Here is a 12,038-nt window from a genome sequence, read left to right on the forward strand (position 1 = left end):
CGGGGGTTCCAGGGACGCCGGGGAGTCAGGACGGGAACTCGCTCTCGGGGACCTCGCTGGTGGTGGCGTTGCCACCGATCGTCTTGGCCAGCGAGAAGGTCAGCACCGTGTACTGCGTACCCCCGCTGACCTGCACGGTCCTGAAATCCGCCGTGTCGTCGAACTTCTCGAAGGCGCAGTCCCGCGTGAAGGACCTCTTCGAGGAGTTCCAGTCCGAGCCCGAGGTGAAGTACACGGTGTACGAGCCGTCCCCGACGCGGCGCACCGTCGTACTGGCTCCCTTGCGTATGTACACCGTGAAGGCGGTCTTCTTGCCACGGGTCAGGGAGACCACCGCGTCGGAGTCCGTGCCGTTCCTGACCGTCAGCCGGCCCAGCCCGCCCGACCTGGCGTCCTTCACGAAGGCGCCGTTGCCGAGCCGGCGGTGCTTCGGCTCCTCGGTGCGGGGCAGCTTCAGCCGTACGGGGTAGCCGAGGCCGGTGAGCGTGGTGCTCGCTTCCCTGACGCGCCGGGGGCCGTCGGCCGAGCCCAGTTCGACGCGCGGTGAGGTGGCACAGCGTCCTTCGCCGGCCCCCGCGTCGGCCAGGCTCTGGCTCAGATCGCGCAGCGAGGCGGCGAGAGCGGCGTTGCCGGTCACGGCGTCATCGGGGGCCTCGGCCGTCTCCAGCCCGCCGGCGGCGGTGGCGGCCGCGGTCGAGGCCGTACCGAGCGCCCGCTCCAGGGCGCGGCCCTCGCTCGCGCGGTCCACCGCGCGCAGGGCCTTGTCGAGCGGGCCGAGCGTGGTGTCCAGCGCGCCGCGGTACGCGGCGGGGTCGACGGTCGGGGTGGGACTCGGCGTGGCACTGCCGACCGCCGCCGAGGAACCGCCGCCGCTGTCACCCCCCGAGTCACACGCGGTCAGTGGCAACGCCAGTGCCAGGACCACACCCGTGGCCATGGCCCGTCCCGAGATATGCGTGCGCGGATCACTCACCCTGCTGCCCCGTTTCCCCCCGCCCGCCCCCCGGCGAGCACCGGATATCCAGGCTTCTCCCGCGCCGGACGGCTGTCAAGACGCCGCCGGGGGCAGTCCTGGTTCCGGTCCTGCTGGCGGTGGCGGAAGACCGGCCGTACGGTGAAAACAAGGGCGACTGACTCGAAGTGACCTGTGCGAGTGACCTGTGCGGTCGGACGGGCGGCGGCGTGATGACGAACAGCGGAGAGCGCGGGAGCGGGTTCATCTGCGCTCATCTCGCGGATGTGCGGCCGGTGACCGCGGACAGCCCGGACAGTTGTACCGAGTGTGTGGCCATGGGGGACACCTGGGTGCATCTGCGGGAGTGCCAGGGCTGCGGGCACATCGGCTGCTGCGACTCCTCCAAGAACAAGCACGCGACCGCGCACCACAAGGCGTCAGGGCACCCGCTCATCCGTTCGTACGAGCCGGGTGAGGGCTGGTGGTGGTGTTACGAGGACGAGGTCGTCTTCGAGGTGGAGGGCGTTCCGCCGGTACGACCCGCCTGACCCGGTACGGCCCGCCCGACCCTGACACGGCCCGCCCGACCGTGAGCCGCGGGCGACCGGACCGGACCGGGGTCAACGGGACGCCGGTCCGGGCGTCAGCCCGACGTCACGGTGAACAGCGCGCCGTCCGGATCGCGCAGCGTCGCCTCCGCCGGGGCCCGCGACGCGTCCGGAGGCGAGAGCAGCGCGCCTCCGCCGTCGAGCGCCGCCGCCACCGAACCGGACACCTCCGGCACCCGGAAGTACACATGCCAGCGCGGCCGGATCCGGGGGTCGGGCGTCCCCTGTACGCCGCCGCCGCGGATCTTGGCGACCACATGCTCGTCCTGCCGCAGCACCGCGTGATCGTTTTCGCGGACGAGCGCGAAACCGCCCTCGGTCTCCGGCGCCCAGCCGAGGACCTGGCTGTAGAACCTGGCCGCGTCGTCGGTGTCGCGGGTACACAACTCCAGCCAGGCCGGGGCGCTGCCGCGTCCCACGGTCCAGTCGGAGCGCACCGCGCCCTCCCAGATGCCGAAGGCCGCGCCGTCGGGGTCCATGGCCAGCGCCGCCCGGCCCGAGTGGAAGGCCAGCGGACCCACCGCGACGGTCGCACCGCGCTCCCTGATCCGGGCCGCGGCCTCGTCCACATCGGCCACCGCGAAGTACGGCGTCCAGGAGACGGCGACCTGGAGCGAGGCCGCGGGCGCGCCGATGCCCGCGACCGGCATTCCGTCCGAGAGGGCGACGCGGAAGTCGTCGCCCAGCCCCGCCGGCCGGTAGGTCCAGCCCAGCACATCGCCGTAGAAGGCCTGGGCGGCGGGCAGTTCACGGGAGAGCAGCGTCACCCAGCAGGGAGCTCCGGCCACCGTCTGTGAGTCGATCTTGTCCTGCTGCACACCGTTCACTCCGCCCACGCCCCGCCCCTTGTCACTCTCTGTTGTCACTACCTACTGCCCCCGTTCGGTGCCTCTACTCTGCCAGGCCCGGCACTACTTCCCCGCGTCCCGGTCCGTACCGGCGTGCGCCGGGTTGTGCTCCCGGCGGCCGGGGTGCCGGCGGCGCCAGGACAGGAACACGGCGAGGGACACGAGCGCCCAGCCCGCCAGCACGGCGAAGGGGAACGCGTGCTGGGCGTTGCCGAAGTACACCGCGGTGTGGTTGGCGTTGACCGAGGCGCCCGGTGGCAGCCACCGTCCGATGTGCCCCAGCGCGGAGGGCAGCAGCGGCCAGGAGACGGCTCCGCCGGACGAGGGGTTGCCCAGCATCACCAGCAGCACCCAGGTCGGCAGCATCGCCCACCGGCCCATGAGGGTGTTGAACATGGTGAAGACCATCCCGGACGTGAACATGGTGAACGCCAGGATCAGCCACGATTCGACGAAGGGCAGAATGAGCGCGCCGAGCCACCAGTCGACCACCGAGGCGATCGTGAACGCGCCGAGCAGGGAGTACGCGACGGTGAAGGCGATCCGTGCCCAGCGGTTCAGCCCGGCCGCGTGGATGCTCAGCTGAATCGCCCCGATGAAGCCGATGACCACGGCGGCGAGCGAGACATAGAAGAGCGCCAGCCCGCGCGGGTCTCCCTTCTGGAGCGGCTTGACATCGCTGATCCTTACGGGGACCCCGGTGGCCCTGGCCACCGGCAGGGCCGTCTCCGTGAGCAGTTGCGCCACGGACGCCCCGGCGGCACCGGCCACCGCGAAATCGACGCGGCCCGGACGGAACGTCAGAATCGCGAAGACTTCCTGCTCCTCCACCGCGCGCCGGGCCGCCGCGTCGCTCGGATAGCGACGGAGTTCGAGCGAGCCGTTGAGGGCCTTCTGCATGCCGTTCACGAAGGCGGTGGCGGTGGCGGTGCCAGTGGGGCCCACCGTGGCGGCGGGGATCCGGTGGGGCGTCGGATTCGCCATGTTGTACGTGTAGGAACCCGCGAAGAGCCCGGCCGCCGCGGCGAGGATGAAGGTCAGGACGATCGCGGGGAGGAAGGGCGACGCGGTGAAGGCGGACCAGCGCTCGCCCATGGTCCGGTGTCTGATGTGCGCGCCGCCGGAGGGTGGGTGACCTTCATGATCCGCGTCCATGAAGGCACCGTAAACCACGCGTATCGGAAGAACGCCGCATATTGCCGCCGTCCCTCAGGCGATGAGCGGCGGGGTTCAGCGCAGCAGGAGCTGTAGACCGCCGAGGACCGTCGCCCCGATCACCAGCCGCTCGAAGAGCCGTTGGTCGATCCGGTCCACACACGCCTTGCCGATGAGGGCGCCGGGGAAGACGAAGAGCACCAGAGCGGCGTCCAGCAGCAGGGAACGGCCGTCGATCAGGCCGAGTCCCACGCTGAAGGGCAGCTTGGAGGTATTGACGATCAGGAAGAACCACGCGGAGGTGCCCAGGAAGCCGAGCTTCCGGAACCCCGCGGAGAGCAGATAGAGCGACATGACGGGGCCGCCCGCGTTGGCGACCATCGTGGTGAAGCCACCGAGCACACCGTACGAACGTGCCATGACGCGACCGGCGGACGATGCTCCCGGGCCGCCCTTCCCGGAGACCGCTCCCGCCGCTTCGCCCTTCTCCGCCCCGTCCCGTGGCTCCTTGACGCTGTCCGCGCCGCCGCGCCGCCGCCAGATCGTGACGCCCGCCATCAGCAGCAGGATCGCGCCGATCGAGGTGCGGACAGCGGCGTCATCGGCCCAGAACAGGAAGACGGTGCCGACCACCACTCCGGCGGCGACCGCGGGGAACAGCCGCCACAGGGTCGGCCAGTGGGCATGCCGCCGGTAGGTGAGCACGGCCACCACATCACCGACGATCAGTATCGGCAGCAGCACGCCCGTCGACTCACGTGCGGGCAGCACGGCGGCGAATACGGCCAGACTGACCGTATTCGCGCCGCTCACCGCGGTCTTCGAGAAGCCGACGAGCGCCGCCGCCGCGGCCAGCACGGCAAATCCCCACCAAGATATGTCCATTTCGGCAACCGATGGTATGCCCCGGTGCGGGACCGCCACCGGGCGGGCGGCGCTCGGCGGAATCAGCCTGGTACGGGCCGGACCCCCGGGGCGGTCAGCCGGCCGCCGCGCGCCAGCGCGCACACCGCTCCGGCGCAGGCCAGCCCCGTACAGGCCAGCACTGCCCACGGCAGCCAGCGGGCGTCGTGCCGCTGCGCCACATCCCACAGCGCGCCCGTGCCCAGGTTGCCGAGCGTGATGCCCAGCCCGGAGACGGTGTTGTAGAGGCCGTAGTGGGTGGCGACCAGCCGGTCGCCCGACAGCGCGACGACCGTGTCCATCTCGAACGGATAGACCACCGCGCTCCCGACGGCCAGCGCGACGACCGCCGCCACCAGCGCGGCGAGCATCCACAGCCGCGCCCCACGCCCGTCACCGGCGGGGACCAGGGCCGGCGGGACGAACGCCAGCCCCATGACGGTCAGCCCACGGACCAGCGCTCCCCGCGCACTCCAGCGGCGCGTGGCCCAGCGCGTCAGCCGTGTCTGCCCCACCACCGCCACGGCGGCCGAGATCACGAAGAGCGCGCCCGTGGCCTGCTCGGCGGCCGGCCCCAGCGCGTCGGCGGCGGCCAGCGGCAGGGCCAGATAGACCTGGAAGGTCAGTACGTACGAGCCGATCATGGCCAGCGAGAACAGCAGGAACGGCCGGTTGGCCAGCACCGTGCGCCACTGCGTCAGCATCCCCGCGGGCCGTTCGTCCACGCTCGTGCCACCGCCCCGGGCGGGCAGCGCGCGCCACTGGAGCACCGTGAGCGCCGCGAAGATCACCGCCGCGACCACACACACCAGCCGGAAGTCGGCGGCGAGCAGCACGAGACCCACCGGCGGCCCCAGCAACATCCCGGCCTGGTAGTAGACGTTGAAGACCGCGAAGGCCTCCACCCGCCGCTCACCCGCCTCGGCCGCCAGATACGCCCGTACCGCCGGATTGAACAGCGCGCCCGCGAATCCGGTCGCCGCCGAGGCCACGATCAGCGCGGGCAGCTGGTCCACCCACCCGAGCAGCGCGAAACCGCCCGTGCGCAGCAGACAGCCGGCCATGATCGGCGCCTTGTAGCCGAACCGGTCGGCCAGGGCGCCGCCGATGAGGAACATCCCCTGTTGCGAGAGCGTCCGGACGCCGAGCACCAGACCGACCGCCCAGGCGGCCAGTCCGAGACCGCCGGCCAGATGCGCCGCGAGATACGGCATGAGCATGTAGAAGGCGAGATTGATGGCGAACTGGTTCGCCATCAACAGGCGTGCCGCGGGCGGAAAGGACCGGGTCGAGGCCCACAGACCCGTCGTCCGCGCGGTCGTCGGCGCTGCCACGGAGCCCTTCACCGGGCCACCCCCGCCAGGCCGCCGCCCGCCTCCGGGCCGGTCATGGCGAGCGGGTCCACCACCGTCGTGCAGCGCGTCCACCGGGTGACGGTGCGTTCTCCGGGATGCGTGATCTCCCTGGGACGGTCGTCGGGCCGGTGGTCCAGCAGCCCGTGTTCACGGCAGTACGCGTCGTCGAACACCGTCCCGACATACCGCTGCGGCCCATCCGGGAAGACCGCCACGATCCGCTCCTCCGGTGGCCGGACGCCCGCCAGCCAGCGCGCGACCAGGGCGACGGCCCCGACGCTCCAGCCGCCCGTGGCATAGCGCGCCCGCGCCAGCGCTCGCGCGGCCCAGACCGCTTCCGGCGCGGCCACCCAGTGCACCTCGTCGAAGAGGCCGTACGCGACATTGCGCGGATGGATGCTGCTGCCCAGACCGCGCATCAGCCGGGGCGCCGCGGGCTGGCCGAAGATGGTCGAGCCGGTGGTGTCGACACCCACCACACGCAGGGCGGGGAAGTGGTCGCGCAGCACAGAGGCGATCCCGGCGGAGTGCCCGCCCGTACCGACACTGGCCACGAGCGTGTCGATCCGGCCCAGTTGGGACACCAGCTCAAGGGCGAGCGGACGGTACGCGGCCACATTGTCGGGGTTGTGGTACTGATCCGGGCACCAGGAACCCGGATACGCGGCGAGCAGCTCCGCCACCCGCCGTCGGCGGGCCTCCTGCCAGCCGCCCACCGGATGCGGCGCCCGTACCAGCTCGATGTCCGCGCCGTACGCCGTCAGCAGCCCGGTCATCAGCGGTTCCATCCCCGGGTCGGTGACGACGGTGACGGGATGGCCGAAGACCACCCCGGCCAGCGCCAGCCCCAGGCCCAGCGTGCCGGAGGTGGATTCCACGATCCGTGCCCCGGGCGGCAGTTCGCCGCGCTCCCGGGCGCGCGCCACCATGTACAGGGCCGTACGGTCCTTGATTCCGCCGGGGTTGTGTCCCTCCAGCTTGGCCCAGAAGCCACGGCCGGAGGCCGTGAACGGGGCGCCGATCCACAGCGTCGGGGTGTCGCCGACCAGCGCCGCCGGGCTGTGGGCCGGCTGAGGGGCGGGTGAAACGTCGAAGTGGTCCATCGCGCAGAGCTCCAGCGGCCGGCCGCGTGTGGGCGCGCCCCGGCCATGATGAGGGGGGTGAACGAGCAGAGAGCCTGTCGAGCCGCCGGCCGTACGGGCGGATGGAGCCGCCCGTACCGCAGTCAGAGGCCCGGGGCCGCCGTCAGTTCCGCCACACACCCAGCGCCGCGCGCCGCCGGTGTTCCGTGTCCCGTCCGCTCGGGCCGTTCTCGCGTGCCGCATGGGCGCGTGGGCCCATCGGATTCCGTACGGCGGTGTCCGCCGCGTCCGGCCCGTCCACCGTCAGCGGGACAGCGAACGTGTCCGGGCGCTGCGGCAGGACGCTCGGCTCATCCGCGTCGGTGCAGGAAGCCGCCCCATGGCTGGCCCGGCCGGCGCAGCCGGCCACCGGCGCGGTCCGGTGACCGAGGGCACCGGGGCCGGGGGACTGCGGCGCGACCGCCGCCGTGGACATCGACGCGCTCTGCACGGGCGCGGCCGAGACCGGACCGTGCGCGCAGCCCAGCACATGGAGCAGCGCGGCCAGCACGGTGAGCAGCACGACGCAGGGCCTCGGCCCGCGCCCGCCCTTCCCGTACCTCGCCGCACCGTTCATGTAGCGCAGCGTATGCGATCAGTCACCCCAGGTCGCAATCGGGGGGTGTCCGTCGCGCTGGTCGGACCATCCCGTATCCCGCCGGGAAAGCCGGGATCCGGCGGTCGCCCCGGGAAAACCCGGAGGACATCGGTCGCCGAAATCCGTAACGTCCTCGGTGGCGTGGCGCGCGACGGCCGCGCCGCTTCAACGAGTTGACGGGTATGGAGAACACGATGCACGCTGCCGGCCGACCGGTCGTCGATCTGCTGTCCCGGTACCGGACACGGGATCCGCGGGAGGCCGCCGACGCGGCCCGCGTCCGCGCGCTCGTGGAGGACGCGGACGATCCCTGGCTGCGCTCGACTCCGCTGCATGTGACGGCGTCCGCGCTGATCGTGCACCCCGGGAGCGGGCGGGTGCTGATGCGCTGGCACGCACGCCAGGGCTCATGGCTCCAGATCGGGGGCCATGGCGATCCGGGCGAGAGCGATCCACTGGAGGTCGTGTTGCGGGAGGGCCACGAGGAGACCGGGCTCGGGGACCTGGTCCCGTATCCGGACGCGTCCCTCGCGCGGCTTGTACAGGTGGTGATCGTGCCGGTCGCCGCGGGCGCCGGTGAACCCGCGCATGAACACGCGGACCTCCGGTTCGTCCTGGCCACGGCCGACCCCGACGCGGCACGGCCGGAGAACCCCGACGCCCCGTTGCGCTGGATGACCCCGGCCGAGGCGCGGGAGGCCACCTCCGAGGAGAACGTCCGTGAAGCGCTGCGGCGGGTGGAGGAGTTGCTCGCCGTCGCCGCGTAGCGCGTCCGACCGGCGGGCGGCGCGGGCCGGGCGTCCTCAGACCGCGGAGTCGTTCGGCACCGGCTCCGGCGCCAGCGCGAAGAGGCACGCGACGCCCCCCACCAGGACGGCGGCCAGCCCGACGACTCCCGCCAGCGTGATCTGGAGCAGCAGCGCGCCGGTCGCCGCTCCGGCGAACATCGCCAGCACCGAGCCGACCTTGCGGTGCGGATCCTTACCGAGGCCGGCCCCGAGCACGCTCTCCGCCGTGAGCCCGGTGAGCGCCTGGGTGAGGACGGTCGTCGCCAGATCCCGGGGGGCGAGCAGGCGCACCGTCGCGTTCTGCAGACCGCAGCAGCCACCGAGCAGCGCGATGATCACCAGGACCAGCCGGCCGTCGGGGCGCAGCACCCCCGTACCGAGCAGCAGAGCCGTCAGCGTGAGTCCGGCGGCCTGGCAGGCGAAGGCGCGAACGAGCCAGAACCGGGGCCGGCCGCCGAGGAACCTGCTGAGCCGCCCGCCGAGGAACGCCCCCAGGACGAAGGCCGCCATCGCCACGATCGGTGCCACCACCGGCAGCTGGTACGCCTCCGCGAGGGAGAACCCGAGGAAGACGATGTTGCCGGTCATATTGGCGACGAAGACATGCCCCAGCCGCAGATAGCTCACCGCGTCCACGAGACCGGTCGCGAAGGTCATGGCCAGCAGCGCGGCCACGGCCCACCGCGGTGCCACGGGAAGTCTCTCGGGCACGGGGGCACCTGCTTTCCTTCGCGCTTTCCCTCCCACCGGCGGACCGTCACCCTAGCCCCGGCGTACCGGGCGTCCCGCCCGCACCACGCGGACCGGTGGCGCGGGCGCATGCGGTAAGAAGTACGGGAGCGGGCATGGCCGCCGCGCCCGACCTCAGAGAAGGAGAACTCCGTGCTCCAGCCGCCTGGAAGCCCCGACGCCGCCCGCGACCCGGCCACATCTCCCGTGATGAGGAACTGGGCCGGCAACATCACCTTCAACGCGGCGCGCGTGCACACGCCTTCATCGGTGGAGCGGCTGCGGGAGATCGTCGCGGGGAGCGGCTCGGTGCGCGCGCTGGGCAGCGGCCACTCGTTCAACACCATCGCGGACACCCACGGCGATCTGGTCTCGGTGGCCGGGCTGCCCCGGATCGTGGAGATCGACGAGGCGGCCGCCACCGTCACGGTCAGCGCGGGTCTGCGGTTCGCCGAGTTCACCGGAACCCTGCACCGGGCGGGCCTGGCCCTGCACAACCTCGGCTCGCTCCCGCACATTTCCGTCGCCGGTGCGTGCGCCACCGGAACGCACGGATCCGGGGCCGGTAACGGCACGCTCGCCTCGGCGGTCCGCGCGATCGAACTCGTCACGGCGGACGGCGAACTGCTCGTCCTCGACCGGGACGACGAGGACTTCGCGGGGGCGGTGCTCGCCCTCGGCGCGGCCGGCATCGCGACCCGTATGACGCTCGACCTCGTTCCCGCGTACGACATCCGGCAGTGGGTGTACGAGGGACTCCCGTACGAGCGACTGCGCGAGCGGTTCGACGAGGTGCTCTCCGCCGCCTACAGCGTGAGCCTCTTCACCAGCTGGCGTACGGACCGGATCGAGCAGCTGTGGCTCAAGCAGCGGATCGGCGACGGTGACCCGGACCCGGCGCCGGACAGCCGTTTCGGCGCCGTGCGCGCCGACGGCCCCCGGCACCCGGTGCCCGGTATGGACGCGTCGACCTGCACGGAGCAGTCCGGCGTCGCCGGTCCGTGGCACGAACGACTGCCGCACTTCCGGCCCGAGTTCACCCCGAGCAGCGGCGACGAACTCCAGAGCGAGTACTTCGTCGCACGGGAGGACGGGCGCGCGGCCTTCGACGCGCTGGCCCGGATCAGGGAGCGCATCGCGCCGGTCCTCCAGATCGGTGAGATCCGGACGGTCGCGGCCGACGGACTGTGGCTCAGTCCCGCCCATGGACGGGACACGGTGGCCTTCCACTTCACCTGGCACCCGGACACCGCCGCCGTCACGCCCGTACTTGACGCGATCGAGGAAGCGCTGGCGCCGTTCGAGGCCCGACCGCACTGGGGAAAGCTGTTCACGATGGGCCCGGAGCGGGTGGCGGCGCTGTACGGGCGGTACGCCGACTTCGAGGCGCTGACGGCGAAGCTGGACCCGCGCGGAGTCTTCCGCAACGACCTGCTGGACCGGTACTTCCCGGGCGGGCGCGGCTAGAGCCTGCCCAGCCGATCTTCGCGGGCCCGCGTAAAAAATGGCGGGATTTACCCCGGAAGATCCGCCCATCCCGCCCTCGGGGACCGCTGTTTTGCGGCACTCTACTCACGTGAGCGCGAACCCCGATGAAGCGGCGGACGATGAGACGGCGGACGGTGAGTCCGCGGGCGGGTTATTCGACGACGCGGCCGCCCGGCGGCTGCTTGAGCTGGGCCAGCGCGAGGAGGCGCTACGGCGTAAGTTCCCCGTGAACGGACCGGACTGGGAGCGGACGTCGGTCTCGCACTACACCGCGTATTCGGCGATGCTCCATGAGGACGGGGGGTGGCGGCAGCTCTTTCCGGCGGTTCCGGCCGAGGAGGAGGCCAGGACGGATCTCCGTGATGTGCTGCGGGTACGGGCCGTGGACGCGGGCGAGTTGGCGCCGCGCTTCAGCCGGGCCGCCGAGGCGGTCGTACGCGGCGAGGACCAGGTGATCATCGGCGGTGATGTCTACCGCATGGTGCGCATCGAGCAGACCATCATCATGACCGGCCATGGCCCCCAGCCGCCGCAGCCACGGGACCAGGAGTTTCCCGAAGTGCTCGACGAACGTCCGGGGCCCCGGGGACCGGGTCGGGCGCTGGACGACTGACGGGGCCCGACAGGGTCCATCACGGGGCCAGGGGCGTACGGGGTTCACCCCCGGCGTGCCACCACCAGGGCGCATCGGGGGCTGCCGTCGGGGCGTTGGCCGAGGTCCGTCAGCGGAAGGAGTTCCGTGGTGAACCCCGTCCGGGCCAGTTCGTCGAGTACCTCGGGAAGCCTGAACGTGCGGTAGTACATGACGAATCGCGGATGCCAGAGCAGATTGCGCAGCCGCATCGCCGAATCGAAGCCCCAGAGCGCCCAGTAGAGCGGGGAGCCGACACGGGGCGGTGCCGGAACGGGAAAGACGAACAGACCGCCCGGCCGGAGCACCGCATGGGCCTGCGCGAACAGTACGGGCCGTTCGGCGGGCAGGAAATGGCCGAACGCGCCGAAGCTGACGGCCAGATCGAAGACCGGCGCGAAGGGCAGGGCGCGCGCGTCGGCCCGTACCCAGTCGACGGCCGCCGAGGTGAACTCGGGGAAGCCGGAGGCGGAGTCAGAGGCGGTGGCGGAGTCAGGGGCAGGGGCAGAAGCGGCGGCGGCGAGCATGCCCGCGCTGAAATCGACACCGGTGACCCGCTCGTCGCACAACCGCCGCAGCACACCCACTCCGGCCCCGGTCCCACAGCAGATATCGAGCCCCCTGGCGAACGGCCCGAGCGGCCGGACCGTACGTACCACCGCGTCCAGCACATGATCGGGCGTACGGAACGGCGTGTGGTCGAACTTCGGCGCCAGCAGGTCGTAGCCGTGCTCGATGGACGAGAACGCCTGCACGGCGAGTTCGCGAAGGGTCGGGCCCTGGGGTGTGAACATCAAGACCCAGGGTAACGACAGAGCCCCACGTCTCGCCCCGCGCGGCCGGTCCGGGGCCGTGCGGG

General features: G+C 72.1%; 13 protein-coding genes. 4 read left to right on the forward strand and 9 right to left on the reverse strand.

Translation table 11 applies throughout. From position 1 onward, the window contains the following. Positions 1 to 25: 25 nt before the first annotated feature. On the reverse strand, positions 26 to 973 hold the full coding sequence (locus ACFRKB_RS25885) for a hypothetical protein (protein ID WP_383108815.1): 948 nt from the start codon (positions 971 to 973) through the stop codon (positions 26 to 28). Between the two features lie 212 nt (positions 974 to 1,185). Between ACFRKB_RS25885 and ACFRKB_RS25890 the strand changes: the two genes are divergently transcribed. Next, a complete protein-coding gene (locus ACFRKB_RS25890; protein WP_383108816.1) occupies positions 1,186 to 1,503 on the forward strand; it encodes a UBP-type zinc finger domain-containing protein in 318 nt (105 codons plus the stop codon). Between the two features lie 95 nt (positions 1,504 to 1,598). Here the strand turns inward: ACFRKB_RS25890 and ACFRKB_RS25895 are convergent, their stop codons facing one another. From ACFRKB_RS25895 to ACFRKB_RS25920, 6 genes are all read right to left on the reverse strand, one after another. Further along, positions 1,599 to 2,399, reverse strand: a complete 801-nt coding sequence (locus ACFRKB_RS25895; protein WP_383108818.1) for a VOC family protein — start codon at positions 2,397 to 2,399, stop codon at positions 1,599 to 1,601. 75 nt (positions 2,400 to 2,474) lie between these two features. After that, positions 2,475 to 3,566, reverse strand: coding sequence for an ABC-2 transporter permease (locus ACFRKB_RS25900; RefSeq protein WP_383108819.1), 1,092 nt, complete (start codon positions 3,564 to 3,566; stop codon positions 2,475 to 2,477). A gap of 75 nt (positions 3,567 to 3,641) precedes the next feature. Then, complete coding sequence (locus ACFRKB_RS25905) at positions 3,642 to 4,451, reverse strand: sulfite exporter TauE/SafE family protein (protein ID WP_383108820.1); 810 nt, start codon at positions 4,449 to 4,451, stop codon at positions 3,642 to 3,644. Positions 4,452 to 4,513: 62 nt separating this feature from the next. Beyond that, entirely contained in the window at positions 4,514 to 5,725 is a 1,212-nt protein-coding gene (locus ACFRKB_RS25910; protein ID WP_383108869.1) for an MFS transporter, read from the reverse strand. An 86-nt stretch (positions 5,726 to 5,811) separates the two neighbouring features. Then, positions 5,812 to 6,927, reverse strand: coding sequence for a PLP-dependent cysteine synthase family protein (locus ACFRKB_RS25915; RefSeq protein WP_383108822.1), 1,116 nt, complete (start codon positions 6,925 to 6,927; stop codon positions 5,812 to 5,814). 142 nt (positions 6,928 to 7,069) lie between these two features. Continuing rightward, entirely contained in the window at positions 7,070 to 7,522 is a 453-nt protein-coding gene (locus tag ACFRKB_RS25920; RefSeq protein WP_383108823.1) for a hypothetical protein, read from the reverse strand. A 215-nt stretch (positions 7,523 to 7,737) separates the two neighbouring features. On the opposite strand from ACFRKB_RS25920, the gene ACFRKB_RS25925 reads away from it, so the two are divergent. Next, the gene (locus ACFRKB_RS25925) at positions 7,738 to 8,310 is read left to right on the forward strand and encodes an NUDIX hydrolase (protein ID WP_383108824.1); all 573 of its coding nucleotides are present in this window, start codon (positions 7,738 to 7,740) and stop codon (positions 8,308 to 8,310) included. A 36-nt stretch (positions 8,311 to 8,346) separates the two neighbouring features. On the opposite strand, the gene ACFRKB_RS25930 is transcribed toward ACFRKB_RS25925, so the two are convergent. Next, the gene (locus tag ACFRKB_RS25930) at positions 8,347 to 9,042 is read right to left on the reverse strand and encodes a YoaK family protein (RefSeq protein WP_383108826.1); all 696 of its coding nucleotides are present in this window, start codon (positions 9,040 to 9,042) and stop codon (positions 8,347 to 8,349) included. A gap of 228 nt (positions 9,043 to 9,270) precedes the next feature. On the opposite strand from ACFRKB_RS25930, the gene ACFRKB_RS25935 reads away from it, so the two are divergent. Both ACFRKB_RS25935 and ACFRKB_RS25940 read left to right on the forward strand, forming a co-directional pair. Continuing rightward, the gene (locus tag ACFRKB_RS25935) at positions 9,271 to 10,527 is read left to right on the forward strand and encodes a D-arabinono-1,4-lactone oxidase (protein WP_383108870.1); all 1,257 of its coding nucleotides are present in this window, start codon (positions 9,271 to 9,273) and stop codon (positions 10,525 to 10,527) included. Positions 10,528 to 10,636: 109 nt separating this feature from the next. Then, positions 10,637 to 11,161: a DUF5954 family protein gene (locus tag ACFRKB_RS25940; protein ID WP_383108827.1), complete on the forward strand. Its 525-nt coding sequence runs from the start codon at positions 10,637 to 10,639 to the stop codon at positions 11,159 to 11,161. Between the two features lie 44 nt (positions 11,162 to 11,205). Here ACFRKB_RS25940 and ACFRKB_RS25945 read toward each other — a convergent pair whose 3' ends face one another. After that, positions 11,206 to 11,973, reverse strand: coding sequence for a class I SAM-dependent methyltransferase (locus ACFRKB_RS25945; RefSeq protein ID WP_383108828.1), 768 nt, complete (start codon positions 11,971 to 11,973; stop codon positions 11,206 to 11,208). Positions 11,974 to 12,038 lie beyond the last annotated feature (65 nt).

The sequence above is a fragment of the Streptomyces scopuliridis genome (genome assembly GCF_042790125.1).
GTDB classification, from domain to species: domain Bacteria; phylum Actinomycetota; class Actinomycetes; order Streptomycetales; family Streptomycetaceae; genus Streptomyces; species Streptomyces scopuliridis_A.

Bases quoted from the DNA above. Each gene is read 5' to 3' on its own strand.
- ACFRKB_RS25890 (WP_383108816.1), top strand. From the start codon at position 1,186: ATGACGAACAGCGGAGAGCGCGGGAGCGGGTTCATCTGCGCTCATCTC.
- ACFRKB_RS25900 (WP_383108819.1), bottom strand. From the start codon at position 3,566: ATGGACGCGGATCATGAAGGTCACCCACCCTCCGGCGGCGCGCACATC.
- ACFRKB_RS25905 (WP_383108820.1), bottom strand. From the start codon at position 4,451: ATGGACATATCTTGGTGGGGATTTGCCGTGCTGGCCGCGGCGGCGGCG.
- ACFRKB_RS25910 (WP_383108869.1), bottom strand. From the start codon at position 5,725: ATGGCGAACCAGTTCGCCATCAATCTCGCCTTCTACATGCTCATGCCG.
- ACFRKB_RS25915 (WP_383108822.1), bottom strand. From the start codon at position 6,927: ATGGACCACTTCGACGTTTCACCCGCCCCTCAGCCGGCCCACAGCCCG.
- ACFRKB_RS25920 (WP_383108823.1), bottom strand. From the start codon at position 7,522: ATGAACGGTGCGGCGAGGTACGGGAAGGGCGGGCGCGGGCCGAGGCCC.
- ACFRKB_RS25925 (WP_383108824.1), top strand. From the start codon at position 7,738: ATGCACGCTGCCGGCCGACCGGTCGTCGATCTGCTGTCCCGGTACCGG.
- ACFRKB_RS25935 (WP_383108870.1), top strand. From the start codon at position 9,271: ATGAGGAACTGGGCCGGCAACATCACCTTCAACGCGGCGCGCGTGCAC.
- ACFRKB_RS25945 (WP_383108828.1), bottom strand. From the start codon at position 11,973: ATGTTCACACCCCAGGGCCCGACCCTTCGCGAACTCGCCGTGCAGGCG.